This is a genomic window from Burkholderia seminalis (assembly GCF_001718535.1).
Classification (GTDB): domain Bacteria; phylum Pseudomonadota; class Gammaproteobacteria; order Burkholderiales; family Burkholderiaceae; genus Burkholderia; species Burkholderia seminalis.
In genome coordinates this window covers 939431-965844 of the sequence record NZ_CP013399.1, presented here as the reverse complement: position 1 = coordinate 965844, position 26414 = coordinate 939431, and the positions used below count along the sequence as shown (strand labels likewise).

At 69.5% G+C, this 26414-nt stretch carries 23 protein-coding genes; 4 read left to right on the top strand and 19 right to left on the bottom strand.

The window, feature by feature from the left end:
- Window positions 1-126 precede the first annotated feature (126 nt).
- On the top strand, window positions 127-1275 hold the full coding sequence (locus WJ12_RS20095; protein WP_059562570.1) for a porin: 1149 nt from the start codon (window positions 127-129) through the stop codon (window positions 1273-1275).
- 57 nt (window positions 1276-1332) lie between these two features.
- On the opposite strand, the gene WJ12_RS20090 is transcribed toward WJ12_RS20095, so the two are convergent.
- The gene (locus WJ12_RS20090) at window positions 1333-2388 is read right to left on the bottom strand and encodes a porin (RefSeq protein WP_059562567.1); all 1056 of its coding nucleotides are present in this window, start codon (window positions 2386-2388) and stop codon (window positions 1333-1335) included.
- Window positions 2389-2700: 312 nt separating this feature from the next.
- Here WJ12_RS20090 and WJ12_RS20085 point away from each other — a divergent pair, with 312 nt between their 5' ends.
- Window positions 2701-3429 (top strand): IclR family transcriptional regulator, encoded by a 729-nt coding sequence (locus tag WJ12_RS20085; RefSeq protein ID WP_034191825.1) that lies wholly within the window; start codon window positions 2701-2703, stop codon window positions 3427-3429.
- 42 nt (window positions 3430-3471) lie between these two features.
- Here the strand turns inward: WJ12_RS20085 and WJ12_RS20080 are convergent, their stop codons facing one another.
- The 9 genes from WJ12_RS20080 to WJ12_RS20040 form a co-directional block, all read right to left on the bottom strand.
- The gene (locus tag WJ12_RS20080) at window positions 3472-4923 is read right to left on the bottom strand and encodes an NAD-dependent succinate-semialdehyde dehydrogenase (RefSeq protein ID WP_197423901.1); all 1452 of its coding nucleotides are present in this window, start codon (window positions 4921-4923) and stop codon (window positions 3472-3474) included.
- Window positions 4924-5007: 84 nt separating this feature from the next.
- A complete protein-coding gene (locus WJ12_RS20075; RefSeq protein WP_034191827.1) occupies window positions 5008-5340 on the bottom strand; it encodes an NIPSNAP family protein in 333 nt (110 codons plus the stop codon).
- Window positions 5330-6958, bottom strand: coding sequence for a bifunctional 3-(3-hydroxy-phenyl)propionate/3-hydroxycinnamic acid hydroxylase (locus WJ12_RS20070; protein WP_059562684.1), 1629 nt, complete (start codon window positions 6956-6958; stop codon window positions 5330-5332). The genes WJ12_RS20075 and WJ12_RS20070 overlap by 11 nt, the downstream gene beginning before the upstream one ends.
- Window positions 6955-7839, bottom strand: a complete 885-nt coding sequence (locus WJ12_RS20065) for an alpha/beta fold hydrolase (RefSeq protein WP_059562687.1) — start codon at window positions 7837-7839, stop codon at window positions 6955-6957. Before WJ12_RS20065 ends, WJ12_RS20070 begins: the two co-directional genes overlap by 4 nt.
- A 26-nt stretch (window positions 7840-7865) precedes the next feature.
- Window positions 7866-8471, bottom strand: a complete 606-nt coding sequence (locus WJ12_RS20060; protein WP_034191828.1) for an amino acid synthesis family protein — start codon at window positions 8469-8471, stop codon at window positions 7866-7868.
- A 50-nt stretch (window positions 8472-8521) separates the two neighbouring features.
- A complete protein-coding gene (locus WJ12_RS20055; RefSeq protein ID WP_059562561.1) occupies window positions 8522-9037 on the bottom strand; it encodes a VOC family protein in 516 nt (171 codons plus the stop codon).
- Window positions 9038-9049: 12 nt separating this feature from the next.
- Window positions 9050-10087, bottom strand: a complete 1038-nt coding sequence (locus tag WJ12_RS20050; protein WP_034191830.1) for a WD40/YVTN/BNR-like repeat-containing protein — start codon at window positions 10085-10087, stop codon at window positions 9050-9052.
- A 15-nt stretch (window positions 10088-10102) separates the two neighbouring features.
- On the bottom strand, window positions 10103-10915 hold the full coding sequence (locus WJ12_RS20045) for an SDR family NAD(P)-dependent oxidoreductase (protein ID WP_059562559.1): 813 nt from the start codon (window positions 10913-10915) through the stop codon (window positions 10103-10105).
- 49 nt (window positions 10916-10964) lie between these two features.
- Window positions 10965-12548 (bottom strand): acetolactate synthase large subunit, encoded by a 1584-nt coding sequence (locus WJ12_RS20040; RefSeq protein WP_059562556.1) that lies wholly within the window; start codon window positions 12546-12548, stop codon window positions 10965-10967.
- 401 nt (window positions 12549-12949) lie between these two features.
- On the opposite strand from WJ12_RS20040, the gene WJ12_RS20035 reads away from it, so the two are divergent.
- Window positions 12950-15055 carry a TonB-dependent siderophore receptor gene (locus WJ12_RS20035; protein ID WP_059562553.1) on the top strand — a complete coding sequence of 702 codons (2106 nt, stop codon included), beginning with the start codon at window positions 12950-12952 and terminating at the stop codon, window positions 15053-15055.
- Window positions 15056-15085: 30 nt separating this feature from the next.
- Here the strand turns inward: WJ12_RS20035 and WJ12_RS20030 are convergent, their stop codons facing one another.
- The 6 genes from WJ12_RS20030 to WJ12_RS20005 form a co-directional block, all read right to left on the bottom strand.
- A complete protein-coding gene (locus WJ12_RS20030) occupies window positions 15086-16339 on the bottom strand; it encodes an arsenic transporter (protein WP_059562550.1) in 1254 nt (417 codons plus the stop codon).
- A gap of 37 nt (window positions 16340-16376) precedes the next feature.
- Window positions 16377-17642: an MFS transporter gene (locus WJ12_RS20025; protein ID WP_049032425.1), complete on the bottom strand. Its 1266-nt coding sequence runs from the start codon at window positions 17640-17642 to the stop codon at window positions 16377-16379.
- A 13-nt stretch (window positions 17643-17655) separates the two neighbouring features.
- Window positions 17656-18201 carry a hypothetical protein gene (locus WJ12_RS20020; RefSeq protein ID WP_059562549.1) on the bottom strand — a complete coding sequence of 182 codons (546 nt, stop codon included), beginning with the start codon at window positions 18199-18201 and terminating at the stop codon, window positions 17656-17658.
- Between the two features lie 40 nt (window positions 18202-18241).
- Window positions 18242-19012, bottom strand: a complete 771-nt coding sequence (locus tag WJ12_RS20015; RefSeq protein ID WP_059562546.1) for a hypothetical protein — start codon at window positions 19010-19012, stop codon at window positions 18242-18244.
- Between the two features lie 168 nt (window positions 19013-19180).
- Entirely contained in the window at window positions 19181-20566 is a 1386-nt protein-coding gene (locus tag WJ12_RS20010; protein ID WP_059562544.1) for a sigma-54-dependent transcriptional regulator, read from the bottom strand.
- Window positions 20548-22044, bottom strand: coding sequence for a sensor histidine kinase (locus WJ12_RS20005; protein ID WP_069245806.1), 1497 nt, complete (start codon window positions 22042-22044; stop codon window positions 20548-20550). The genes WJ12_RS20010 and WJ12_RS20005 overlap by 19 nt, the downstream gene beginning before the upstream one ends.
- A 177-nt stretch (window positions 22045-22221) precedes the next feature.
- Here WJ12_RS20005 and WJ12_RS20000 point away from each other — a divergent pair, with 177 nt between their 5' ends.
- Complete coding sequence (locus tag WJ12_RS20000) at window positions 22222-23178, top strand: mannuronate-specific alginate lyase (protein WP_082744794.1); 957 nt, start codon at window positions 22222-22224, stop codon at window positions 23176-23178.
- A gap of 60 nt (window positions 23179-23238) precedes the next feature.
- On the opposite strand, the gene WJ12_RS19995 is transcribed toward WJ12_RS20000, so the two are convergent.
- From WJ12_RS19995 to xylG, 3 genes are read right to left on the bottom strand one after another with little or no spacing between them, the layout of a single operon-like run.
- A complete protein-coding gene (locus WJ12_RS19995) occupies window positions 23239-23568 on the bottom strand; it encodes a hypothetical protein (RefSeq protein WP_049036627.1) in 330 nt (109 codons plus the stop codon).
- A 35-nt stretch (window positions 23569-23603) separates the two neighbouring features.
- Complete coding sequence (locus WJ12_RS19990; protein ID WP_034191840.1) at window positions 23604-24839, bottom strand: sugar ABC transporter permease; 1236 nt, start codon at window positions 24837-24839, stop codon at window positions 23604-23606.
- Entirely contained in the window at window positions 24836-26395 is a 1560-nt protein-coding gene (gene xylG / locus WJ12_RS19985) for a D-xylose ABC transporter ATP-binding protein (protein WP_059562538.1), read from the bottom strand. Before xylG ends, WJ12_RS19990 begins: the two co-directional genes overlap by 4 nt.
- Window positions 26396-26414 lie beyond the last annotated feature (19 nt).

Genomic DNA, 26414 nt, shown 5'->3' with positions numbered 1-26414 from the left:
GGTTTCCTGCATTTTCCTTGATTCGTTTTACTAACTACTACCTGACCGGTTCGGGCGTCCGATGCCCTTGCACGCCCTCGAAACCGGTACCGCGCCGGCAATCCGGCGCTCACCTGGAGATCGACGATGAAGAAGATGATTGCGGCCGTATCGGCCGCCGGCGCGATGGGATTCAGCCTGACGGCCCATGCGCAGAGCAGCGTGACGCTGTACGGGCTGATCGACGAAGGCGTCAATTTCACGAGCAATGCGGGCGGCAGCAAGGCCTACCAGATGGTCAGCGGCGACACCGTCGGCAGCAACTGGGGACTCAAAGGCACCGAAGACCTCGGCGGCGGCCTGAGAGCGCTGTTCCAGCTCGAAAACGGCTTCAACGCAAGTACGGGCGCGCTCGGCGTGACGTCCCGGATGTTCGGCAGGCAGGCCTATGTCGGCCTCGATTCCGACCGGTTCGGCACGCTCACGCTCGGCCGCCAGTACGACCCCACGCTCGACATGTGGAGCCCCTTCACGGCCACCGGAAACTGGCTCGGCGACTTCGGTGCGCACCCGTACGACAACGACAACGCCGACTGGGACTACCGCATCCAGAACAGCGTCAAGTACGTGTCGCCTGCGTATGCGGGCTTCAAGGGCGAAGTGCTCTACGGCCTCTCGAACCAGGCGGGCGGCTTCGCGCGAAACCGCGTCTACAGCGCGGCCGTGCAGTACCAGATGGGCGCGTTCTCCGCCGCCGTCGCCTACCTGAAGGCGAACAACGGCGGCGCGACCGCGGGCGGCGCGCTGTCGAGCGACGACACGGTATTCAGCGGCCGCTCGCAGCAGAACATCGATGCCGGCGCGTCATACAAGTTCAGCGACACGTTCACGCTCTCCGCCGCGTATTCGCACGTCGACGTGACCCACCCCGAGTCGAATCTCTACTTCGCGAACCCGCCCGCGGCAGGCACGCAGAACGCCTGGAAATTCGACAACTTTGAGGTCAACGGCCAATATTTCTTCCGGCCGGACCTCTGGCTCGGTGCCGCCTATACGTTCACGCACGCGCATGTCGCCACGACGGCCGGCGACGCATCGCCGAGCTGGCACCAGTTGTCGATGATGCTCGACTACGACCTCAGCAAGCGGACCTCGACCTACATCCAGGGTGCGTACCAGCATGCGACCGGCAACACCGGTACCGACTTCGACTATGCGCACGTGCTCGGCACGGCCGGGCAGTCGTCGGGCCGCAACCAGCTGGCGCTGCGGATCGGGATGATGCACCGGTTCTGAGCGCGGCGACCCGCGAGCCGGGTTGCCGCACGCGGCAACCCGTGCTTTCCCGTGCGGTCAGAACTGATGCCGCACCCCGACGCGCACCGCGGTCTGCGACGCGCCTGCCGCCGCTGCGCCGAGCGCGGCCTCGACCTGGGCGCCGTAAGCACTGTCGTGCCCGCGCGCGAACACAGCGTACAGCCCGGTGCGCTTCGACAGCGAATAGTCGGCGCTCAGCGTGATCTGGTTGGCCGAGCCGATGTCCCCGCCGCGCTGCTGGTACTGGAAACCGCCGCCGAGCTGCAACGAGGGCGTGACCGCATAGGTCAAACCGGCGTCGTAGGTGGTGGCGCGCAGCGGCGCGGCGGCGCTGATCCGGACGTCCGACACCATGCCGAAGACGCGGAACGCCCCGACGTTGTAGCCGGCCCCGCCCGAGAAGTTGCGCAGATTGCCGCCGGCAGTCACATCGTGCTGGCCGAAATAGGCGAGCGCGGCGCTGAATGCGCCTTGCGTGTAGGACAGCATCGCGCTTTGCACGCTGCCGCGCGCGACCGTGCCGGGCACGTTGCCGAACCCCCACATGCCGCCGAACGCGACACCGCCGAACGTCGGACTCACGTACTTCACCGCGTTGTTCACCTGCACACCCCACACGCGGTTGTCGAGCGCGCCGCCCGCCGGCGCGTTCGCCGGCAAGCCCCACGCGAGCAGCCCGGCCGGCGTGTTCGCGCCGATCGCGAACGACGGCATGAGATCGCCGACGAAATCGAACTGCCGCCCGAGCGTCACGGTGCCCCAGTCGCCGCCGAGCCCGACGTACGCTTGCGAACTGAACGCGGAGCCCGGCACGGTCAGCGTGCCGTCCGATGTCTGGAACTGGCTTTCGAGCCGGAATACCGCGAAGTTGGCGCCGCCGAGATCTTCCCTGCCCGTCAGACCCCACACGTCGTTGCGCGACACGCCCGCCTGGAGCGCGAGCTGGCGGCCGCCGTGCGGCGCGGATGCGACGTCGCTCGTATAGGTGATGCCGGTGTCCAGCGAACCGTAGAGCGTCACGCTCGACTGCGCGAACACCGGCGAAACCGCACCGCAGCCGCACAGCGCCATCATCTTCAACCACGTTCCCATCTTCTTCTCCTCCTCGAATTTTCGCGCGTCGCGTCCGCGAGCCGGACCGCACGCAGGCCGTACCGGGTTGCGTCATCTTCATCGTCAACATAGGATTCCATATCGATTCGACGCGACGCGATCTCGGGACCGTCAGTGGCATGTGTCACGCGCCTTCCTTGATGCGAGTCCGGTTGCCGCCACCACGACTTAAGTTAGACTACGGCCCTGCCGTCGCCGATGTGTCGCGTTACCCGCGACCGCGGCGCGGCGCGAGCCGTTTCCGATCGTCCCGTTCCATTGCCGCAAGCCGCCTGATTTCCGGATCACGTCATGTCGAGCCTCACCAAAATGCTGTCCATCCTCGACGTCTTCTCTTCGTCCGCGACGTCGATGACCGCCGAGGAAATCGCCGAACACCTGGGTTTTTCACGCACCACGTGTTATCGCTACGTGAAGGAACTGGCTTCCGTCGGCCTGCTCGTCGGCACCAACGGCCGCTATACGCTGGGCCCGCGCATCATCCATCTCGACTACAACATGCGGCAGTCGGACCCGACGCTCACCGCCGCGAAGCCCGTCATCCAGAAACTGGTCCAGGTCACCGGCGGCGATGCGCTCGTGTCGACGCTGTTCGACGAACAGATCATCAACGTCATGCACGAAACCGGCGCCGAGAACCTGCAGCTCGGTTTCGGCCGCGGCCGCATCATGCCGCTGTTCCAGGGCGCGTCGTCGAAAGTGATCGTGGCCGCGATGTCGCGCGCGCGCCTGAAACGGCTGCACGAACGGCACAACGCCGCGTTCGGCGAGTTCGCGGCCGACTGGACGCAGTTCTGGCGGCACTGCCAGCAGATCGTCGAGACCGGCTACTGGATCTCGCGCGGCGAACTCGACGCCGGTTTCGTCGGCATCGCCGCCCCGATCCGCACCGCCAGCAGCGGCGAGATCAACAGCAGCCTGTCGCTGGTCTTCCGCGCCGAGCACTTCGCGCTGTTCGACGAGCACGTGCTCGGCAAACTGCTGATCGACGCCACCGCGCAGATCGGCGAAGCTACCTGAAGGCTGGCTCGACGCCGCGCGCGGGCGCCGGCGCGCGCACCGTCAGTTCAGTTGCGTGATGAATTTGGTGACCAGATAACCGTCGAAGGTCTCCGTGCCTCCCTCGCTGCCGAAGCCGCTGTCCTTCACGCCGCCGAACGGGATCTCCGCCGGCCCCATGCCGAAGTGATTGATGTTGACCATGCCGGCCTCGAGCGCGCGGCCGATGCGGTGCGCGTTGCGTGCCGATGTCGTGAATGCGTACGACGCGAGGCCGAACGGCAAACGATTGGCCTCGGCGAGCGCATCGTCGAGTGCATCGAACGGCACGATCCCGACGATCGGGCCGAACGGCTCGTCGTTCATCAGGCGCGCCTCGCGCGGCGGCGCCACGACGACCGTCGGCGCGAAGTAATGGCCGGGCCCCGGCAAACGCGTGCCGCCCGCGACGATCGCCGCGCCGTTCGCCTTCGCGTCGGCGACGAACGCGTCGATCTCCGACACGCGCCGCGCATGCGCGAGCGGCCCCATCGTGACGCCCTCCTCCAGTCCGTAGCCGACGCGGATCTTGCCGACCGCTTCCAGATACGCGGCAACGAAGCGGTCGAATACCGCGCGTTGCACGAAGAACCGCGTCGGCGACACGCACACCTGCCCGGCATTGCGAAACTTGTACGCGGCCAGCATCGTCGCGGCGCGCTCGATCTCGGCATCCGCGCAGACGATCACCGGTGCGTGTCCGCCCAGCTCCATCGTCATGCGCTTCATGTGCGACGCGGCGAGCGCCGCCAGCCGCTTGCCGACCGGCACCGAACCGGTGAACGAGATCTTGCGCACCTGCGGCGCCTCGATCAGCTGCGTCGACACGTCGCCCGGCACACCCCACACGATGTTCAGGCAGCCCGGCGGCAACCCCGCATCGTGGAAGAGGTGCGCGAGCGCGACGATCGCGCTCGGCGATTCCTCGGGCCCCTTCAGCACCAGCGTGCACCCGGACGCAAGCGCGGCCGCGATCTTGTGCATCGCCTGGCTGAACGGGAAATTCCACGGCGAAAACGCCGCGCACACGCCGATCGGCTCCCGCAGCACCGTCTGCATCACGTCCGGCGAACGCGCGGGCACGACGCGGCCGTAGGTGCGACGCCCCTCCTCCGCGTGCCATTCGAGCTGTTCGGCGGACGACACGACCTCCGCGACCGCCTCGCGAAGCGGCTTGCCCTGGTCCATCGTGATGTGGCGGCCGATCGACTCGGCGCGCTCGCGCACGAGCGAAGCGGTGCGCCGCAGGATGTCCGAGCGCACGAGCGGCGACTCGCGGCGCCATGCCGCGAACGCGCGATGCGCGGCATGCACGGCGGCGTCGATATCGGCCCGCGTCGCATGCGGCAAGTCGCCGAGCACGCGGCCGTTGCCCGGATCGACGACGGGCTGCGTGCGCCGGCCGTCGGCCGGCAGGAACCGTCCATCGACATACAGACGAAGCGGCGGGTAATCGGCGCACGCATCAGGCACCATGCGCGAAGTCAGCGGCGTAAACGGAATCAAGACGGTACCCTCGGTTGAAAGTGCGCGGTGGGCGCGGACGGTGCGACGGTCGTGTCACGCCGCCTGTTGCGGCGCTTGCAGCAAGCCGCCGATTTCCTGCCGGAGAATCTGGTTTTCCTGCCTGACGAGCAGATGCCGGACCTTGCCACGGAACGTCCCGAACTCGGGATCGGCCATCAGCGCGGCCCGCCGCCGCGCACGCGTGTCGAGCGAATCGAATGCCCATAGATAGACGAGCTGGTTCAGCGGCCCGACTTCCGTCGCGAAACAGCCGATCATCGTGCCGAGTGCCCGCTCCTGCGCGGCGCGCCCGCATTCCGCATACAGCCGCAGATATTCGGCGACGCCGCCCGGCACCAGCGTATAGGTGCGTTGCTCAACAAACATGCGCTTCCTCCCGTTGTCGCGGCGCGAACGCCTGAAAGGCCGCGGTCGCGCGGGCCATCCCCGCGGCGTCCGTCTGCGCCGCCACGTAGCGATCGGGGCGCACCACCACGAGCGGGCCGGCATGCCGGTCGAACCATGCCGCCAGCGCGTTGTCGACGTCCTCGACGCAAGCGCTGCCGTGCACGCTGGTCACGCGCCGGGCGCGACTCGTCCCGCTGCGCGAACGGCTGACCTGCACGAAGGTCGCGCCGAGCGACGTCCAGTACGCACGATCGTCGTCACTCAGGCACGCTTGCGGATCGCACTGCCAGCCGACGATCGAGAACCACGGGCCCAGCACGTCGTCGAGTTTGCGGCGCAGGCCATCGGCCGTTTCGACGTCGGGCTGCACGATCATCCTGCCAACCGCATCCGAGCCGCCCGGCAGCACGATGCCGCGCGTGTAGCTCGGCATCGGCTTGAACCGCATCTGCAGGATGTAGTCCTTCAGCCCCGGTGCGAAGCGGACGAGCCCGAGAACGCGATCGCGCAGAAACGCGACGAGCCGGTTGGTCGGCATCAGCATCGCGCCGAAGGTGTCCGCGAGGTCGATCATCGCCTTCGCGTGATCGCGCCGCTCGGATTCGTACGTCGAGATCACGCCGGGATGCAACGCGCCACGGACGATGCCGGCCAGCTTCCACGCGAGGTTGCCCACGTCGCGCAGACCCGCGTTCAGGCCCTGGCCGATCCACGGCGGACTCAGGTGCGCGGCATCGCCGACGAACGCCACGCGACCGATGACGAAACGCTCGGCCACGCGCGAATGGTGCGTGTAGGTGCGCGCCCGCACGATCTCGACGCGATCGATGTCGTCGACGTACGGCGCGATCAGCGCGCGAATCGAGTCGGGCTGGGCGATCGCCGCTTCGTCCTCGTGCGGAAACACGAGAAATTCCCAGCGCCGGAAATCGAACGGCAGATAGATGCAGACGTTCGGGCGGCGCGGGTCGCAGTTCAGCGCCGTGCAAGGCTGGTCGAGGCCGGCGTTCTTCACGTCGACCACGACCCACTTGATCGGATGCGTCGTGCCGGCGAGCGTGACGCCGAGCAGCTCGCGCATCGGGCTGCGTCCGCCGTCGGCCGCGACCACGTAGTCGGCCTGGAGCGCGTACTGCCGGCCGTCCGCGCGGCGCACCTGCAACGTGACGCCTCCGTCGTCCTGTTCGACATCCACCACTTCCTGACTGGTCCGCAGCGACACGTGCGGATAGCGGGCCAGCCCGGCGCGCAGCGTTCGTTCGGCCAGTTGCTGCATGAAGATGTTGCGCCGCCACCAGCCGAATTCGCGGATCGACGGGCGGATATCGGCAAAGCATTCGCCGTTCGCCTTGAACATGCGCAGCGGCACGTTCTGGATGATGTCGCGGCTCAGTTCATCGGCGAGCCCGGCTGTCTGAAACATCCGCAACGCTTCGTCGTCGATGCCGACCGCGCGCGGAAATTCGACGATCTCCGCGGCCTTCTCGACGATCACCGTCGCGATGCCGTAGAGGCCGAGCAGATTCGCCATCGCCACGCCGTTCGGCCCCGCGCCGACGATCGCGACCGAGGTCCGCTCCGGATTGTTCGCCTTCATGCGTCGGCCCCCGTCCGCCACGCCGGATCGTCGAGACGATCGAGCCATGATCGCAGTGCGCGATTGAATGCATCGGGCTGGTCGTCATGCACGTAATGCGTCGCGCCGGGCAGGTCGATCCGTTCGATTCCCGCATTGGCGGCCGCCATTTCGGCCGCCACTTCCGCGGACAGGAAGTCCGACGCGCCGCCGCGCAACAGCAGGGTGGGCACGTGCAGGTTGAGGACGAGCGGCCACAGATGGACGAGCTGCTCCGGCGTCGCGGCCAGCCGTGCCGCCGCGATCCCGGCGGCGTCGTGCCGCCACACGATCCGTCCGTGCGCGTCTTCCTTCAGCGAGTGTGCGACCCGCGAATCGAGCGCGGATTCCGCGATGTTCGGCCGCTGATGCCGCCAGAATGCGCGCGCGTCGTCCCACGACGCGAACGCGTCCGGCGTTTCCTTCAGCTCGCGCTTGATGCGCTCGGCACCTTGCGAGCCGGCCGACGCGCCCGGGCCCATGTCCTCGATCACGAGACCGGCAAGCCGGTCCGGATTCGATGCCGCGTAGACGAACGCATTGGCGCCGCCCATCGAATGCCCGGCCAGCACGAATCGTCGCAGGTCGAGCGCGCGCACCAGCGCATCGAGATCGCGCACGTAGGCCGCCGCGTAATAGTCCCGCCGCGGATCCCAGTCGCTCAGCCCGCGCCCGCGCTGATCGAGCGCGACGACCCGGTAGCGGTCGGCCAGCGCGTCGGCGACGGGCTCCCACGTCCGCGCGTAGCTGCGCAAGCCGTGCAGCATCACCACGGCCGGCGCATCGTCGCGCCCCCAGCTCACGTAGTGCAGCCGCAACCCGTCGCTCTCGACCCATCCATCCTTGACGGACACCGTATTCATCATTCGCTCTCCGGCAGCCCCTGCTTTCACACCAGGCCGTCGCGACCGACGATCTCGCTCGCCTTCAGGCCGCCGAGCCGCGCGTGCAGGCGGCCGCGCGTCGCGAACGCGAAGATCACCAGCACTTCGTCGTCGTTGGGCGCGTCGGGAAACAGGCAGGTCACCGTGTCGTAATGCGAGCGCACGTAGAGCGCATCCTTGTGCGCGAGCGGCACGTCGATCACCGTGTTGATCGGGCCGCGCTTGCCGCTCGACGGCACCCACGACTTCCCGCCGCCGAGCGCGGCACGGATCGGCTCCGCGAAGATCGACGTGAGGAACGCGTTGCCGTGTTCGTATTCGCCCGCCGAGCCGACCAGGCACGCCTTGCCGTAGCTCTCGATCGCCTGGCCCGCCGCGAGCGACGCGATGCGTCGCGCGAACTCCTGCCCGAGCGCCGGCGACGGGCGTACGAGATCGTCAAGATTTTCGCTGTACCGCCCCGCATATGGGTTGTGCACGGCCGCGGCGATCACGATCTTGCGCAGCGGCTCGCCGTCCGCGAGCTGGCCGGTCTCGTTCGCGAGCGAATCCTCGATCTGCGTATACCACTTGCGGATATGAAAGCCTTCGAAATTGGCGATCTTGCTCATCAGTAATCCTCTATAAAGTATCGATGATGTCGGAATGAATGGACGGCGCGTCAGTCGAACAGCGGTTCGAGCTGGAAGGGATCGCTGGGCGCGTTGTACCGGTGCAGCACGCGCTTGCCTTCCTCGTCGTCCGTGACGGTTTCGCAAAAGAATTCGAGCCGGTTGCCGTCCGGGTCCGAAAAATACACGCCGATCCCGACCTTGTGATCGGTAATCTTCACGATCGGCACGTCGCGACGGATCAGCATCCCGTACAGCCGGCGCAGTTCGGTCAGGCCGCCCGCGATTTCGAGGCCGTAGTGCTGCAAGCCGATCGTGCCGAGTTCCGCATCGGACGCCGCGCGAATCAGCGCGATGTCATGGTGTTTCTGGCCGAACGACATGAACACCCACTGCTCGCCGCGAGCGGTTTCCGTCATGCCGAGCACGTCGGCATACCAGATGCTCGAGCGCACCGGATCGCGCACGAACAGCGACAGGTGCGTGCGCTGCACGCGCGGTACCGGCAGCGGCAGCCCAAGCGCGTTCGCATGCGCCGCCCGTTGCTGGAGGTCAGGCTGGGTCATCGCTCGCTCCGCTCAATGCGTCGACTGCGCGTGGGCGACGAGCGGCGCTTCGAACGGCGTCCACGCCACGGCCGTGATCTCGCTGAAATCGCGCCATTCCTTGGTCCAGCTCCGGCCGCCGTCGTGCGAACGGAACAGGTGCCCGTACTTGGTCCCCGCATAGACGAGCCCGGGCCGCGCCGCATGGACGCCAAATGCCCAGAACGTCGAATTCGGCGGCGTGCGCAGATCCGTCTCGTGCCATGCACGGCCGCGATCGGGCGAGCGGTAGATACGGCTGCGCGTGCCCGGCGTACCGTCGCCGATCGCCATCAGCAGGTCGCCGCCGGGCGCCGCCAGCTGGACGACCGTGCGCGTGTAGTACAGCCCGTCGAAGCGGTCGCGCGACAGCTTGCCGTCCCAGGTCAGGCCGTCGTCGTCGCTCACGTGCACCGCGTTCACCGTCAGCAGCACCGTCGTCTTCGGCTGGTGCGGCCCGGCGGGCAGCACGGCGATCGCATGAATGTCGCTGTTGCGGATCGCCGTGCCGGGGCCGTCCACGCGCGTCCAGGTCGCACCGGCGTCGCGGCTGCGCCATGCGCCGCCTTCCTCCACGCCGTACCACACGTTGCGGCCGTCTTCCGGGTCCACGCAGATCGTCAGCAGCCGCGGACGATTGACGCCCGAACAGAACTCCGGGAACTCGGGAGCCGTTCGCGCCCAGGTCAGACCCGCGTCGCTCGACTTGTAGAGCGCGGCGCGCGACGGCGCGCCGGTGCCCGCATACAGCACGGCCGGATTCGCGGGATCGATCGCGATGGACCAGACTGTCTGCCCGTTCAGCAGGTTCTCGGGGCGAAACCAGTGCGCGCCGCCATCCTCGCTGATGCACAGCCCCGAATCGGCGCCGGCATACACGCGCGACGGCGTCGCGGGGTCCACCGCGAGCGCGCGCACGATGCCGTCGAACTCGATGGGCTCGTCCAGCCCGAGGCGATGCCAGGTCTTGCCGTCGTCGTTCGAGCGCAGGATGCCTTGTCCGGCGGTGGCGACCAGTACGGTTGCGGTCATGCGATGCTCCTTGTATCAGAGAAAAATGCCGCGCGTGAGCCCGCCGTCGCAGCCGATCGACTCGCCGGTGATCGAGCCGGACTTCGGGGACGCGAGAAACGCCACGATCCATCCCATTTCCTCCGGCTGCAGCACGCGCCGGATCGGCGTGACCTTCACGTAGTTGGCCTCGACCTCCGCGGCCGTCAGCCCCTGCTTCCGCGCTTCCTTCTCGTAGAGCTCGTGAATGTGCGGGGTCTCGACGACGCCCGGGTGAATCGTGTTGACCGTGATGCCGAACGGGCCGAGCTGGTCGGACAGCGTCTTGGTCAGGTGCACGATCGCGACGTTGCGCATGCCGGACAGCTGCTTGCTGCCGCGGCCCGTGAGCCCGCCGACATTGACGATCCGGCCGAAACCGTGGCGCCGCATGTAGGGCGCTGCCGCCTTCGCGCAACGCAGGTAGCCGACGACCTTGATGTCGATGTCCTGGAGCAGCCCCTGCGGATCCGCGTGCTCCAGCTCCGCGCGCACGAGGCCGCCCGGATGCGCGGCGCCGTTCAGCAGGATGTCGAGCCGGCCGAAAAGTTCGACGCTCGCCGCCATCGCCGCTTCGACGGACGCCATGTCGGTCGTGTCGAGCGTGACGGGCAGGATCGCGCCGGCCGCGTCGCCCAGCGGCGCGAGCGTCGCGCGAATCTCGGCGGCGGCGGCCTCGAGGTGTTCGAGGCGTCGCGCGGCAATGGCGACGTTGACGCCTTCGCGCGCCAGTTCGAGCGCGACCGCCTTGCCGATGCCCATGCTGCCGCCGGTGATGAATGCGGCTTTTCCGTGGAGTTGCAGGTCCATAACGATGAAAGATCAGAGTCGGGAGTGAAGAAGCCAGCGGGCGGCGCGATCAGGGCAGGCACATTTCGATGAGCCGCGGCCCGTCGGTGTGCGCGAGTGCGTCGTCGAGCGCCTGGGACAGCGCCTGCACCGTGCTCGTACGCTCGGCCGGTACGCCGTAGCCGCGCGACAGCGCGAGCCAGTCGATCGGCGGATCGTCCAGCAGCGTCAGGCGGCTCGCGTGCGGCGTGTCGGCCGGCAGGCCGCCGCGTGCGAGCTCGGTCTGCAGGATGCCGTAGCGCCGGTTCGAGGCGATCAGCATGACGATCGGCAGACGCTCGCGCGCCATCGTCCACAATGACTGGATCGTGTACTGCGCGCTGCCGTCGGACTGCAGCGCGAACACGCGGCGTGCCGGGCACGCGACGGCGGCGCCGAGCGCCACCGGCAAACCCTGGCCGATCGCGCCGCCGGTATTCGTGAGGATCGTGTGACGGCGCGCGCGCGCCGACGCGGTCACGAACGGATAACCGCACGTGCCGCCCTCGATCGACACGATCGCGTCGTCGGGCAGCGCATTCGCCAGCACGCGACCGACGGCTTGCGGCGTCAGCGGCCCGCTTTCCACCTGCCAGCGCTCGACGGGCACGCCGCCGGCGCCCTCCGGCGCGCCGATGCGCGCGGCCAGCGCGTCCAGCGCGTCGTCCGCCGCGTCGCCCGGCTCGGCCAGCGTCACGATGTCCTCGGGGCGCGCGAGTTCGCCGGGAATGCCTTCGTAGCCGAAGTAGGTGACGGGAGCGAGCGCCCCCGCCAGCACCACGCGCCGGCCGGCCAGCGCGGCGAGCGCCGGCTCGGGGAAATACGGCAGGCGGTCGATGTCCGGCAGGCCGCCGCCGCGCTCGGCGCGCGCCGGAAACGTCTCGCCGAAGCAGGTCGCGCCGGTCGCCGCCGCGATGCGCGCCGCCGCGCGCTGCCCGCGTGCCGACAGCGCGCGGCCGCCCAGCAGCAGCACGGCCGGCCGGCCGCCGAGCAACTGATCGGCGACCCGCTCGACCCGGGTTCGGTCGAACGACACCGCGGCCGCGCGAACGACGGCCGGCGACACCGAACCGCCGCGCACCGCGACCGACTGCAGATCCACCGGCAGCACGAGCGTCGCGACGCCGCGCCGCGCGCCCATCGCGGCCGCAATCGCGTCGGCCGTATCCGTCGCGAGATCCGCGGCGCGCGCCACGCTGCGATACCACACCGACACCGGGCGGGCGAGGGATTCGATGTCGGACGTGAGCGGCGCGTCGTACTTCAGATGATCGCGCGTGTGATCGCCGACGATGTTCAGGATCGGCGTGCGGGCGCGGCGCGCGTTGTGCAGGTTCGCAATGCCGTTCGCGTGCCCGGGCCCGAGGTGCAGCAGCGTCATCGCGGGTTTGCCGGCCATGCGGCCGTAACCGTCGGCCGCCCCGGTGCATACGCCCTCGAACAGCCCGAGGATCGGGCGCACGCCCGCCACGGTATCCAGCGCACCGACGAACGGCATCTCGGTGGTACCGGGGTTCGCAAAACAGACGTCGACGCCCGCGTCGCGCGCCGTGGCGAGCACGACGCCCGCCCCGCTTCGTGTTCCGGCATCGATGTCCAACTGTGGGATGTTCATGCGTCCGCTCGACGGTTTGAATGAAGTGGATATCACTTTAATCCCGAATTACGGGATTTGTCAAACTCGCCAGTGCGCGAATAACGCCAAACCGATCCTCGTTTACCCGGAAAAAATTCGACTGGATAGTGCTATCAAGGCTCAACCCCGGCGATTTCCCATGTCTTGAACTCGTCGCAAATTCCCGCCATTCGGAATTCACGAAATCCACCGATTGCGCCAACTTCCATGGCCGCGTGCCTGTGACGAGCCGCATCGCGTCGCACACAAAAATGCGAGCTTACGATTGCAAATGCCTCTCATTTGCATTAAATTTCCGCGCAAATGTACCGTTTGGAACACAGATGCCGATGCGCAACCGTCAGCCCTGCCCGAACGCCAACCACATCAAAGGACAGGGTATGAGCAGGAAGAAATGGGCGGCCGCACCGATGGCCATCGTCGTCGGCGCGGCCGGCGTGGGCACCGCCGACGCGCAGGAGGCGACGCTGCCGACCATCGAGATCGCCGGGCAGCGCGCGAGCGCGCCGTTTCGCACGCGTGACTCGACGAGCGCCACGCGTGGCGACGCGGACGTGATGGAGATCCCGTTCGCGGTCAGCAGCGTCGATGCGCAACTCGTGCGGACCGTCGCGGCGACACGCGGCGAGGACCTGTACGACTGGGTCGCGGGCGTCGCGCGGCAAAACAGCTTCGGCGGCCTGTGGGACAACTACGCGGTGCGCGGCTTCGCCGGCGACGGCAACACGTCCGGCACCGATTACCTCGTCAACGGCTTTTCGTGGAATCGCGGCATCGGCGTCCCGCGCGACACCGTCAATCTCGAGCGCATGGAAGTGCTCAAGGGGCCGGCGTCGGCGCTGTACGGGCGCGGCGATCCGGGCGGCCTCATCAGCTACACGACGAAGCAGCCGCAGTTCACGCGCGCGAATACCGTCGGCGTGTCGGCCGGCAGCTATGGCGCGTTGCGCGAGACGCTCGATTCGACCGGGCCCGTGACGAAATCGCTCGCGTACCGCTTCGTCGCGATGAACGAGAACAACGGCAGCTTCCGCGATACGGTGTCGAGCAAGCGCTACCTGTTCGCGCCGTCGTTCACGTGGGACATCGGCGCGGACACGACGCTCCATTACGAATTCGAGAGCGTGCGCCAGCGCGCGCCGCTCGATCGCGGCGTGGTCGCGGTGGGCGGGCAGCTCGGCGCGATTCCCGCATCGCGCTTCCTCGGCGAGCCGCGCGACGGCGACTTCGACGTGCGCAACACGGGCCATCAGTTCACGCTCGAGCATCGCGTCGATGCGAACTGGTCGGTCAACGCCGGCTTCGCGCAGCGCACCACCGACCTGTCCGGCCGCTCGTCCGAGGCGTTCGCGCTGCAGCCGGACGGCCGCACGCTGTGGCGCCGCTACCGGCAAGTCGCATTTCACTCGAACGACCTGCAGGGCCGCGTCGAAACGGCCGGCAAGTTCCGCACCGGCGGCATCGGCCACACGCTCGTGTTGGGTATCGACGCGTACCGCTTCAACTACGACCAGTTCGTCGCGCGCTCGACACCCACGGCCGCCGCGCCGTATGCGATCGACATCTTCGATCCCGTCTACGGCCAGCCGGCGCCCGTGCCGCGCACCGCGACCAACCTGCTCGAGCGCGACGACGGCCAGGGCGTCTATGCGCAGGACACGCTCGCGTTCGGGCCGCACTGGAAAATCCTCGCGGGGCTGCGCTGGGATCGCTTTCATCAGTCGGTCGAGAACCGCCTGAAAGGCACGACGAGCCACCAGTTGCAGACCGCGTTGAGTCCGCGCCTCGGCATCGTGTACGAGATGAGCCCCGCGCTGTCGCTGTATGCGAACACCGCGTATTCGTTCCGGCCCAACAACGGCGCCGACGTAAACGGCCGCGCGTTCGATCCGGAGAAGGGGCATGGCTACGAAGTCGGCGCGAAATGGGCCGGCGCACGCTGGCTCGCCACCGTCGCGGCATTCCACGTCAACAAGCGCAACGTGCTGACCGCCGATCCGGCCAACGCCGGCTTCTCCCGCGCGGCGGGCGAGGTGCGCAGCCGCGGCGTCGAATTCGAATGGAACGGCGACCTGGGTCACGGCGTGCGCGGCCTCGTCAACGTCGCCTATGTCGATGCCGCGGTCACGCGCGACGCGGTGCTGACGCCCGGCGCACGCCTCGTCGACATTCCGCGCCTGAGCGGCAGCGCGCTGCTCCTGTACGAAACCGCGGTGCCGTTCGCGGACAAGGCCGGCGCCGGCGCCGGCGTGATCTACGTCGGACGCCGGGCCGGCAATACCGCGAACACGCAGGACGGGTTCGACCTGCCGGCCTATGCGACCGTGCAGCTGAACGGCTATGTGCAGATCGACAAGCACCTGCGCGCGTCGGTCGTGCTGAACAACCTGTTCAACCGCACCACCTACGTCAGCTCCTACAACAGCCTGTGGGTCACGCCAGGCGCGCCGCGCAGCCTGTTCGCGTCGCTCGCCTACGCGTTCTAGCCGGAATCGGCCGGCCGCCGCGTACCGCGGTCACGCGCCGAGCGCGAGCCGTGCGGCGAGCGCGAGCAGCAGGGCCGGCAACATCACGCACGCGCCGACCGCAAGGAACGCGCGGAAGCCGACCTGCAGCCCCTCGCGCCGGATAGCCGCGAGCCACAGGATCGTCGCGAGCGATCCGGTCACGGACAGGTTCGGCCCCAGGTCGACGCCGATCAGGATCGCGTCGATCACCCGGTGCGGGCTGCCCGCGGCGTCGATCGTCGAGCTCGCGAGGAGTCCGGCCGGCAGGTTGTTGACCAGATTCGACGCCAGCGCGATCGCGACGCCCGCCACGGCCGCGGCGGTCTGCTCGCCGCTTGCCGTCAGCGCGCGCAGCAGCCCGGCCAGCGCACGCACCGCGCCGCTCCGGTCGAGCGCCTCGACCAGGACGAACAGCCCGGCGACGAGCGGCAACACGCTCCATGAAATCGCGCGAACGATCGGCACGGCGGCCGTGCGATCCCGAACCAGCACGCACGCGACCGTGACGACACCCGCCGCCGCGGTCGGCAACCCGAGCGGAAGATCGAGCGCCGACACCGCCATCAGCGCGGCGGCCGTGACCGCGATGCCGACCAGCGCGATACGGCCGCCGCCGGTGAGCGGCCGCGTCGGCAGGCCCGATTCGCAACCACCGCGCAGCGCGTGTCGCTGGGTGATCCGCAGCATCCCGTACGTGCAGGCGATCGACACGACGGACGGAACCGCGAAGTGGGCCAGCCATGCGCCGAGCGGCGGCATGCGCGCGCCGTACAGCACGAGATTCGCCGGGTTCGAGATCGGCAGCACGAAACTCGCCGCGTTCGCGACGAACGCGCAGATGTACAGCAGCGGCAGCGGCTCGGCCTTCGCGCGGCGCGCGGCCGCGACGACCGCGGGCGTCATCACAACGGCGGTCGCATCGTTGGACAGGAAGACCGTCGTCACCGCGCCCACCAGGTAGACGAGCGCGAACAGGCGCCGGGGCGAACCCTGCGCGCGATTGACGACGCGCGTCGCGACCCAGTCGAACAGCCCTTCGCGCCGCGCGACCTCGGACAGCAGCATCATGCCGGTCAGGAACAGGTACACGTCGCCGCCCTTCGCGACGGCCTCGAGCGCCGGATGCACGGGCAGCAGGCCGCATGCGACCAGCAGCAGCGCGCCGCTCACCGCCCAGGTCGCCTCGGGCCAGCCGAACGGACGCGCGATGACGCCCGCCGTGGCGAGCGCGGAAATCAGCCATGCAAGCGAAACGGAATTCATGGACAAGTCGGAAATGACATGGAGAGGACAGGCACGTTCATGACGACGTGGCCGGCAGATCGGCCGGCTTGCCGCACACGCTGCTCAGCGCGCGCGCATGGCCGAGCCAGAGCGCGAGCGACCCGGTCGACACGGCGCCCAGCACGACGAATGCGGCCGGATAACCGAAGTGCTGCGCGAGCACGCCGCCCAGCGCGGGACTGAGCGCCGCGCCGATGCCCTGCGCGGTCGCGACGGCGCCCTGCCCGGCGTTCACGCGGCCGGAGCCGTGCAGCAGGCGTACGACGAGCGCCGGCACGACGACGCTCTGCAGGCCGGCGCCGATACCGTCGAGCACCTGCACCGGCCAGACGCCCGCCTCGCTCATCAGGACGGCGGCGAGCGCGCCGCGCACCGGCAGCACCAGATAGGACAGCAGCAGCACGCGCCAATAGCCGTGCGCGCGGATCAACCGGGGTGCGAGCCACGCGGCCGCGATCATCACGAGCTGCGCGATGACGATGGTCTGCGCGGTGAACATGCTCGCGTTGCTGCGATGCGTGGCGACCACGCCCATCCCGTAGAGCGGCAGCATCGCCGCGTTGCCGAGATGAAACAGCGCGAGCGACGCACCGAGCAGGACCAGCGGCCGGTTCGAGGCCAGCGTGCGCATGCCGCCGACGCGCATCGTCGGCGCGCCCGCGGGCCGGTCGTCGTGCGCGGCAAGCGTTCGCGGCGCGGCAGGCTCGGTGTCGAGGCCACGCGCGCACGCATGGTCGATGGCCTGCCCGGGAATCGCCAGCGTGCTCGCGATCGCGAGGATCGTGAACACGGCGACGAGCGCGAACACCGCGTCGAATCCCGCATGCCAGCCGAGCCAGCCGGCGAGCGCCGCGCCCACGACGTTGCCCGCGTGGTTCGCCATCTGGTTGCGGCCGAACTGCCGGTCGAAACCCTGCCGGCGCGCGATGCCGAGCGTCACGCCCGCGACGGCCGGCGCCAGCGCCGCGCCGCCGACGGCGGCCAGGATCTGCGACGCCGCCACCGCCGGATAGCCGTCGGCGACCATCAGCGCCAGCGAGGCGAGCGCCGTCACGGCGGTGGCCACGATGATCAGCGCGCGCTTCGCGCGCAGCGCATCGACGAGCGCGCCGGCCGGCGGCGTCGCGGCCATCGCGGCGAGCCCGGCCAGCGTCATGACCGAGCCGATCGCGTCGGCGCTCCAGCCGCGCGACAGCAGGATCACGCCGACGAACGGGCCGATGCCGGCCTGCACGTCGGCCAGGAAAAAGTTGAGCGCCTCGAGCGCGCGCGTCGGTTTCATGGTCGACGGGCGGTCATTCGTCTTCCGCATCGACGAGTTCGGCGATCTCGCTGACATCGAGCACGGCGCCGTATCGCGTGACGACGCCTTGTCCCCACGCCATGACATGGACACCGGCGCGCAGATAGTCGCTCAGTTCGGCCGCCGCATGGGGCGGCACCCGCAGCACGGCACCGTTCGCCAGCAACGCGCCGTTCAGCTCGCCTTTCGGGCCGTGCAGCGCGAACGCGACCTCGCCGCTCATCTCCATCGGCTTGCGGCCGCCATGCGGCGGCTTCGGCGCACCGTGCACGGGCCCGTCGTCGACGATCTCGACGCCGTGGCGCCCGGTCAGTTGCACCGCGGCGATCGTCTCGGCGCTGCGCATCTTGACGCCGCGCACGCGAATGCGGTCGCCTACCTCGATGTGGCGAACCAGTTCGCGGCCCAGATGCGGCGGCACGTGAACCTGCAGGTCGCCGTTCAGGACCAGGCCGTCGATGTCGCCGTGCGGGTTGAGCAGGAACTGCGTGACGCGGCCGCGCGTTTCGGGCAGGCAGGCGGGATCGATCCAGTGCATGGCAGGACTCCTTATTGGATGAAGAGAAAACGACGTGCGATCAGCGCGCGACGTCGTCATAGAGATTCACGACGCGGCCCGGCGCACCGAACGCGGTGGCCTGCAGCGCTTCGCCATAGGCGTTGCGCGTGCCGTACCCGACCGCGGCCACGCGCGCGCCGGGCACGAGCAGCCCGCCGAATTGCTGGGCGGCCGGCACGGTCAGCTTGACGATCGCGCCGTCGTCGAGCATCACGCCGTCCGGCTCGCCGCGCGGCGCGCGCATGACGCGCCGCACGACGCCGGACACGCTGATCCGGGTCAGATTGACGCCACGCAGCGCGGGCGGCATCGGCGCGGCAGGTGCCGGCGGCTGGTCCGACAGCGACGCGCCGGTGCGGTCGTTGCGCACGACGCGCGCGTGGAGGTCGTCGCCGAGGCGGCGTTCCCCGGCCACCGTGACGCGCTCGCCCGGCCGCGCGAGCGCGACCAGTTGCGTGCCGAGATGCGGCGGCAGGCGGACGAGCGTGCCGTCGGTCAGCACGAAACCGTCGACGTCGCCTTCCGGGTTGATCGTCATGCGTGCCAGCGTGCCGGACACGAGCGCGTCGGGAGCGATGCCGCCGCCGGGCACGCCGACCGGCGGCGCCGGGTCGAGGCCGGCGCGCGGCGGTGCGCCGGGCGGCTCGTCCGCACGCGGCGCGGGCGGAATCTGCGCGGCGCAGGCGGTCGCCGCGGCAAGCAGCGCGACGGCGCACAGTCCGACAGCGGTGCGGCGAACGGCGGCGCGCCGCGGCGGCCGCGAACGCGCGGCAAGTGGGGTCGACATCATGGCGGGCTCCGGCAACGGGTTGCGATGCGTCGATATTCGCAACACGCGTGCCAGCACGCGCGCGCCCGCCGGGCGGTGTTCCGGACGACGGACCGTGCGGGACGTGTCGGGATTCCCGACATGTTTCACCCGCCGTTGTCGGAGATTCCGACAGTCACATCGGCGCGGCTAGTCGTCGCGCTCGATCCCCAGATGAGCCATGCGCGCGTAGAGCGATTGCCGGCCGATACCGAGCTGCCGCGCGGCCTCCGCGCGATTGCCGTTCGCACGCTCGAGCGCGCGCAGGATCGCGGCGCGCTCGACCGCCGCCAGCGCATCGGGCAACGGCAGGTCGAACAGCGAGGCCGGCAGCGCGAGCGTGTCGCTGCCGTTCTGAAGCGCGGGCACGGCGGCCAGCCCGAGATCGGCCGCACCGATGGCCGGCCCGGGCGCCAGCGCGGCCGCCCGCTCCATCACGTTGCGCAGTTCCCGGACGTTGCCGGGCCAGCGATGATCGAGCAACGCCCGCTGCGCGTCGTTCGTCAGGTGCAACGGGCGCGCGCCTGCCGCCCCCGCCAGGAAATGCGCGGCCAGCGGCAGGATGTCGGCCACGCGCTCCGCGAGCGGCGGCAAGTGCAGCGGAATGACGTTCAGGCGATAGAACAGATCTTCGCGAAACGTGCCGTTCGCGACCGCCGCGGCAAGATCGCGGTGCGTCGCGGCCACCACGCGAATGTCGATCGCCGTCGGACGATCCGCGCCGAGCGGCGTCACCTGGCGCTCCTGCAGCGCGCGCAGCAGCTTGGCCTGCATCGCGGCGGGCATGTCGCCGATCTCGTCGAGAAACAGCGTGCCGCCGTCGGCCTCGACGAGCCGTCCGGCGCGATCGGCATGCGCGCCGGTAAACGCGCCGCGACGATGCCCGAACAATTCGCTTTCGAGCAGATCGGCCGGAATCGCCGCGCAGTTGACCGCGACGAACGGCTGCGCATGCCGCGCCGACGCCGCATGCAGCACGCGGGCCGCCACTTCCTTGCCGGTACCCGTCTCGCCGGTGACGAGTACGGTCGCGTCGCTCGTCGCGGCGCGGCCGATCTGCTTTTGCACGTCGCGCATCGCGGCGCTCACGCCCAGCAGCCGGGGGCGGGTCGACACGGGTTCGCGCCCGAACCCGTCGCCGTGCGGCTCGGCGGCCGCCGGCGGCGTGTTCGCGGACACGACGCGCGTGAGCAGTTGCGCGATGTCGCGACGCCCGATCGGCTTGGTCAGGTGATCGAACGCGCCAAGCCGCATCGCGTCGATCGTGTTGTCGCTGGTCGCATGGGCGGTCAGCATCACGACCGGAATCGCGGCCAGCGCGGGATCGTCGCGCAATTGCGCGAGCACCGCGAGCCCGTCCAGGTCGGGCAGGCGGTAATCCAGAAAGATGCAATCGACGCGGACGCCATCGCGCAGCACGCTCAACGCCGCTTGCCCGGCCTCCGCTTCGATGACGCGATGGCCGAGATCGGCGAGCGTCTCGGCCAGGCCGTCGCGAAACGCCGCGTCGTCGTCGACTATGAGGATGGTTGCCATGGGATTTCAATGACGAAGGAGGCGCCGCGCGGCACGTCGTCGAGCCAGGCCTGGCCGCCGTGCGCCGCGGCCACTTCGCGGACGACCGCAAGACCGAGGCCCGTGCCGTCCGCCCGTCCCGTCACGAACGGCTCGAAAATGCGGTCGCGCTGCTCGGCGGGAACGCCGGGGCCGGTATCCGACACGGTGATCCTCAGCCAGTCGCGTCCGGCATCGGTGCGACGCGCGGCGGCCAGCGTGACCGCGCCGCCGTCGCCGGCATGGCGCAGCGCATTGAGCACCAGGTTGTCCAGTGCGCGGCGCATCTGGTCGGGATCGAACACGGGGAAACCGGCGGGCTCCGCCACGCGTTCGCGAGGCTCGCCGCGCGACCATACTAGCTCGATCGACCGACGCTGCGCCAGCTCGCGGTGCGCGTCGACGACCTGCGCGAGCCACACGTCGACATCGACCCGCGTCGCATGCGGGCTGACCGGCTGCGTCAGCGCAAGCAGGCCGGACAGTTGCGCATCGATGCGTTCGATCTGCGCCAGGATCACGCGCAGCGCATCCTGCTGCCGCCCGCTGTCGCCGGCCAGCGCGTTTTCGGCTTTCAGCCGCATCGCGCCCATCGGGTTGCGAATCTCGTGCGCGACCTGGGCGGCCAGCTTGCCCAGCATCCCGAAGCGTTCCGCCTGCGCGAGCCGCGTGCGGAGTTCGGCAGCCTGCTGCTGCAGCTGTTCGGCACGCCGTGCGCGCGCGTTGAACGCCTCGATGATCCGGTCGAGATCCGACTCGCCGACGTAAGGCAGGTGCGGTTCGCGACCGTCGGGCCCGAGCCCGGTCTCGATCCGCGCGAGATTGCGCTTCCAGCGGCGCAATCCGATGGCCAGCGCCGCCGCGATCGCGAGAATCACCGCGAGCACGCCGGCGAGGCCCAGCGCCAGCAGCTCGCCGTGCCGGCCGAGCGGCGGGCGGGCGCGCGTCAGCATCCAGACGAACAGGCCCGATCCGGCGCGGACGGGACACGCCGCCGCGATCACGGCGTCCTGCGCGCCCTCGACGGCGTTCGACGTCGCGGCGCGCGTCGCGGCGGCCGCGCGCAGCGTGCGGAGAATCAGCGGCGTTTCCGCGTCCGGCACGTCGCGCTTGATGCCGCTGCCCTGATAGGTGGGAAAGGAATACGCGAGAAAACCGCTCGCCGCGGCGCCGCCGCCCGCCGTCCAGAAACCGCCTTCCATGGCCGGCGCGCGCGCGAGGACGATATCGAGGATCGCATGCATCAGCGCGGCATCCGGCTGCGCGCCGGCCGGCGCGGACGTATCGTAACGCGACGCGACCGCTTCGCAGGCCGCTGCGCCCGCGGCCCGCGCACCGGCGATCTGCTGCCCTTCGGCGGAACTGGCCATGACCCAGACGACCGCGACCAGCGTCGCGCAGAGCGCCGCGACGAGCGCCCAGAGCATGACGAGTTGAGTGGAGAACGGCGGACGCTTCATCGGATCGGGCATGCGGTCGAGGGCGACAGGATAACGTAAAGCATACGACGCCGGGACCCGCGCGAATACGACGCGTCGCGCCGGACGGCAACGGTCGTCATCGGGAAAGGCCGCTGAAAGAACCAAGCGCTAGACTGCCTTCGGCTCGACACTCCCGCCCCTTGCCCCGAGGACAGCATGCGCGCCATTGCCTTCCGAAGACTCTCCGTCGCGTTGTTCGCCGCCGCTGCGCTGCTCGGCGCCGCGTCCGCGAGCCGCGCCTGCGACGTGCCCGCCCCGGTGCGGACGATCGATCCGCCCGGTTACTACGACGACCCGACCGGCTACGCGCGCGACGTGAAGCCGATGCGCGATTTCGTCGCGAAGCTGAACGCCGCGGCGGAACGCGCCGACTGGTCGTGCGCGCTGACGCTGCTCGACAGTTGGGCGCAATCGGATGCGCTGATGGGCAAGATCTCCGGCTATCAGGGATATTTCGAGCGTTCGTGGGCCGGCACCGACTTCGCGATGGTGATCCTGCGCATGCCGCCCGGCGTGCGCGAAGCGAACCGCGCGCCATTCAACGCGATCGACCCGTGGCTCGAACGCATCGCGATCGCCACCCGCGATTCGGAGGCAATCAACCGCCTGCACAACAACCTCGTGTACTGGGCGGGCCTCGACCTGATCGCCATCGGTACCGTGACCGACAACGCGAGCCTGATCGACTCGGGCCTGCTGCGCGTGCGCGAAGGAATCCGCGACATCGCCGCGGACGGTTCGCTGGCGCGGGAAGTCAAGCGCGGCAACCGCGCGCTGCACTATCACACCTTCGCGCTGCTGCCGCTCGTGTTCGCGGCGGAGCTCGTGCACCGGCGCAAGATTGACCTGTACCGCGAGAACGGCGGCGCGATCGGCCGCCTGGCCAACCTCGTGATCGACGCGGTGGAGAACCCCGACAGCTTCAGGAAGATCACGCCGGTCAGGCAGGACCTGTTCCCGTGGACGTTCCGCGACGAACTGAGCTGGGTCGAGCCGTACTACGCACGCTTCGGCGATCGCCGGCTGCCCGCGATCATCGCGCCGCGCCGCCCGTTCAGCGAATGGCGGCTCGGCGGCGACGTGACCGCGGCGTGGGGTGCGCCGCTGCCGTAACGATCCGCGCGTCGAGTCATGCCGACCGCCCGGACGGTGTTGCGCCCCCCGTTCCGCGCGTCAGCGCATGCCCTCGTGCGCAACCTCGTTCACGGCGCCGCCGACGCGCTCCGCGCGCTCGACGATGCGCGCGAGCCGGATGATGTCGGTCAGCGCGAAATCGTTCGCGTCCGGCGTCGGCCGATCGTGCTCGCGCGCGACGCGCATCGCGAACGCGAGCGCTTCCGAGCGCTCGCGCAACAGCGTGCGCAATGCATCCGCGATGATCCGGCGGTCGCGCGGATCGCCCAGGCCGAGCACCGGCCCGCGGCCCGGTTCGACGGCCGGCGCTCCGTGCGCCGGCGCCGCCAGCATGGCGATGCCGGGCATCGGCACCGTGTTCCGTTTCATGTCCCTCTCCCGTTGACGGGCAGCCGCACGCTGCGTCACCGCCGGTTCGACCGCGACACCACGTCGATCCACACCGCCAGCACCAGCACCGCGCCCTTGACGATCATCTGCCAGTACGCGTCGACGTCCAGCATCGACATGCCGTTGTCGAGGCTCGCCATCACCAACGCGCCGATCAGCGCGCCGTACACGGTGCCCGAGCCGCCGCGCATCGACGTGCCGCCGATGAAGCACGCGGCGATCGCGTCGAGTTCGCCCATCGTGCCCGCGGACGGCGAGCCGGCCGCGAGCCGCGCGGTGTTCACGATGCCGGCGAACGCGCACATCAGCCCCATCAGCGCGAAGATCGCAAGCTTCACGCGGTCGGTGTCGACGCCCGACAGTCGCGTCGCCTCGAGATTCGAGCCGACCGCGTAGATGCGCCGCCCGAACACGGTCTGCGTCGCGATCCACGAGAAGACGCCGAGCAGCGCGAGCAGCAGCAGCACCGGCACCGGGATGCCGCCGTAGCGGTCGAGCGTCGCGACGAACGCGAACAGCACCGCGCCCGCGCCCACGATCTTGACGGCGTCCTGCCACGGCGGCGCGACCGCGAGGCGATAGCGTCGCCGCGTGCCGCGCTGGCGCACGACCAGCAGCGCGACGAGCGCGAACAGCAGCAGCGCGAGGCCGTCCCCGGCCATGCGCGGCAGGTAGCCCTGCCCGAGGAACACGAAGCCGTCGGACACCGGCGCGATCGTCGAGCCGCCCGTCACGCCGAGCAGGATCCCGCGAAACGCGAGCATCCCGCCCAACCCGACGATGAACGACGGCACGCGCCGATAGGTCGACCACCAGCCGTTGAAGAGCCCGATCAGCACGCCGAGCGCGAGCACCGCCGGCACCGTCGCGGCGACCGGCCAGTGGCGGTTCACGTCGAGGATCGCCGCGACGCCGCCGAGCAGCCCGAGCAGCGAGCCGACCGACAGGTCGATCTCGCCCGCGATGATCACGAACACCATCCCGCAGGCGAGCATGCCGGTGATCGACATCTGCCGCAGCAGGTTCGACACGTTGCGCGGCGTGACGAACGCGCCGTCGGTCAGCACCGAGAAGAAGGCCCAGATCGCCGCGACCGCGAGCAGCAGCGCGAGGATCTTGTAGCGCACGAAGACCTGGCGAAGCTGGCTGCCGGTCGGGCGGCCCGCGGCGTGCGCCGCGTCGTGGCCGCTTGAACGGCGCGCCTCCGCGTCCTGCGTCGCCGGGGTGGAAGAGGAAAGTTCTGGATTCATGTCGCACTCGCTGCGGTGGGTTCGGTCGGCCGCCGGCCGGATTTCAGCGCGGCGCCGAGGATCTGTTCCTGCGTGAGGCCTTCGTTGACGAAATCCCCGCGCAGCTCGCCTTCGCCGATCACCAGCACGCGATCGGCGAGCCCGAGCACCTCCGGCATTTCCGACGACACGACGATCAGCGCGACGCCGCGCTTCGCGAGCGCGAACACGAGCTGGTAGATCTCGGCCTTCGCGCCCACGTCGACGCCGCGCGTCGGCTCGTCGAGAATCAGCACCTGCGGCTCGGCCAGCAGCATCTTCGCGAGCACGGCCTTCTGCTGGTTGCCGCCGGACAGGCTCGCGATCGGCAGGAACGGATGCGCGGCGCGCACCGACAGCCGCTGCATCTCGGTGCGGATCGCATCCAGTTCGGCCGCCGCGTCGATCCGGCCGCGCACCGCGAAGCGCCGCAGCACCGCCAGCGTGATGTTGTGGCCGACACCGAGCTGCGGCACGATGCCGTGACGCTTGCGGTCCTCGGGCACCATCGCGATGCCGGCGCGGATCGCATCGGCAGGCGTCCGGATCGACAACGGCCGGCCGTTCATCAGCACGGTCGCCGTGCACGCGCCCGGGTACGCGCCGAAGATCGCCTGCATCAGCTCGGTACGGCCCGCGCCGACGAGCCCCGCGACGCCGAGGATCTCGCCGCGCCGCACGCTGAACGACACGTCGTCGACCCGCTTGCGGCGCGGATTCGTCACGTCGCGGCAGGTCACGTGGCGCGCTTCCAGCACGACGTCGCCGATGTCGTGCGGCTCGCGCGGATACAGGTCGCGGATCTCGCGGCCGACCATCATCGCGATGATCCGGTCGGTCGTCAGCGCGCGCATCGGCTCGGTCGCGACGTGACGGCCGTCGCGGATCACGGTTACGGTGTCGCACACCGCCTCGACCTCGTCGAGCTTGTGCGAGATGTACACGCACGCGACGCCGCGGCGCTTCAGGTCGCGCACGATGTCGAGCAGGATGCGCGTTTCGGACGCGCTCAGCGACGAAGACGGCTCGTCGAGGATCAGCAGCTTCGCGCGCTTGTTCAGCGCCTTCGCGATCTCGATCAGTTGCTGGTGCCCGCCGCCATAGTTCATCACCGGCTGCGCGACGTTGATCGAGTCGATCCGCAGTTCGTGCAGCAGCGCCTCGGCACGCTGCACCATCGCCGCGAAGTTCATGCGCCCGCCCGGCAGCGTGATCTCGTTGCCGAGGAAAATGTTCTCGGCCACCGACAGTTCGGGCACGAGCATCAATTCCTGGTGGATGATCACGATGCCCGCACGCTCGGTGTCGCGCACGCCGGACGCGACGAGCGGCGCGCCCTCCCAGCGGATCTCGCCGTCCCACGTGCCGTGCGGATACACGCCCGACAGCACTTTCATCAGCGTCGATTTGCCCGCGCCGTTCTCGCCGCACAGCCCCACGCACTCGCCCGGCCGCACCATCAGGTCGATGCCGTCGAGCGCCTTCACGCCGTCGAATTCCTTGACGATGCCGCGCATCGTCAGCAAGGGTTCGGTCATTCGCTCATGCCTCGCAGTG

Bases quoted from the DNA above. Each gene is read 5' to 3' on its own strand.
- WJ12_RS20095 (WP_059562570.1), top strand. From the start codon at position 127: ATGAAGAAGATGATTGCGGCCGTATCGGCCGCCGGCGCGATGGGATTC.
- WJ12_RS20090 (WP_059562567.1), bottom strand. From the start codon at position 2,388: ATGGGAACGTGGTTGAAGATGATGGCGCTGTGCGGCTGCGGTGCGGTT.
- WJ12_RS20085 (WP_034191825.1), top strand. From the start codon at position 2,701: ATGTCGAGCCTCACCAAAATGCTGTCCATCCTCGACGTCTTCTCTTCG.
- WJ12_RS20080 (WP_197423901.1), bottom strand. From the start codon at position 4,923: ATGGTGCCTGATGCGTGCGCCGATTACCCGCCGCTTCGTCTGTATGTC.
- WJ12_RS20075 (WP_034191827.1), bottom strand. From the start codon at position 5,340: ATGTTTGTTGAGCAACGCACCTATACGCTGGTGCCGGGCGGCGTCGCC.
- WJ12_RS20070 (WP_059562684.1), bottom strand. From the start codon at position 6,958: ATGAAGGCGAACAATCCGGAGCGGACCTCGGTCGCGATCGTCGGCGCG.
- WJ12_RS20065 (WP_059562687.1), bottom strand. From the start codon at position 7,839: ATGAATACGGTGTCCGTCAAGGATGGATGGGTCGAGAGCGACGGGTTG.
- WJ12_RS20060 (WP_034191828.1), bottom strand. From the start codon at position 8,471: ATGAGCAAGATCGCCAATTTCGAAGGCTTTCATATCCGCAAGTGGTAT.
- WJ12_RS20055 (WP_059562561.1), bottom strand. From the start codon at position 9,037: ATGACCCAGCCTGACCTCCAGCAACGGGCGGCGCATGCGAACGCGCTT.
- WJ12_RS20050 (WP_034191830.1), bottom strand. From the start codon at position 10,087: ATGACCGCAACCGTACTGGTCGCCACCGCCGGACAAGGCATCCTGCGC.
- WJ12_RS20045 (WP_059562559.1), bottom strand. From the start codon at position 10,915: ATGGACCTGCAACTCCACGGAAAAGCCGCATTCATCACCGGCGGCAGC.
- WJ12_RS20040 (WP_059562556.1), bottom strand. From the start codon at position 12,548: ATGAACATCCCACAGTTGGACATCGATGCCGGAACACGAAGCGGGGCG.
- WJ12_RS20035 (WP_059562553.1), top strand. From the start codon at position 12,950: ATGAGCAGGAAGAAATGGGCGGCCGCACCGATGGCCATCGTCGTCGGC.
- WJ12_RS20030 (WP_059562550.1), bottom strand. From the start codon at position 16,339: ATGAATTCCGTTTCGCTTGCATGGCTGATTTCCGCGCTCGCCACGGCG.
- WJ12_RS20025 (WP_049032425.1), bottom strand. From the start codon at position 17,642: ATGAAACCGACGCGCGCGCTCGAGGCGCTCAACTTTTTCCTGGCCGAC.
- WJ12_RS20020 (WP_059562549.1), bottom strand. From the start codon at position 18,201: ATGCACTGGATCGATCCCGCCTGCCTGCCCGAAACGCGCGGCCGCGTC.
- WJ12_RS20015 (WP_059562546.1), bottom strand. From the start codon at position 19,012: ATGATGTCGACCCCACTTGCCGCGCGTTCGCGGCCGCCGCGGCGCGCC.
- WJ12_RS20010 (WP_059562544.1), bottom strand. From the start codon at position 20,566: ATGGCAACCATCCTCATAGTCGACGACGACGCGGCGTTTCGCGACGGC.
- WJ12_RS20005 (WP_069245806.1), bottom strand. From the start codon at position 22,044: ATGAAGCGTCCGCCGTTCTCCACTCAACTCGTCATGCTCTGGGCGCTC.
- WJ12_RS20000 (WP_082744794.1), top strand. From the start codon at position 22,222: ATGCGCGCCATTGCCTTCCGAAGACTCTCCGTCGCGTTGTTCGCCGCC.
- WJ12_RS19995 (WP_049036627.1), bottom strand. From the start codon at position 23,568: ATGAAACGGAACACGGTGCCGATGCCCGGCATCGCCATGCTGGCGGCG.
- WJ12_RS19990 (WP_034191840.1), bottom strand. From the start codon at position 24,839: ATGAATCCAGAACTTTCCTCTTCCACCCCGGCGACGCAGGACGCGGAG.
- xylG (WP_059562538.1), bottom strand. From the start codon at position 26,395: ATGACCGAACCCTTGCTGACGATGCGCGGCATCGTCAAGGAATTCGAC.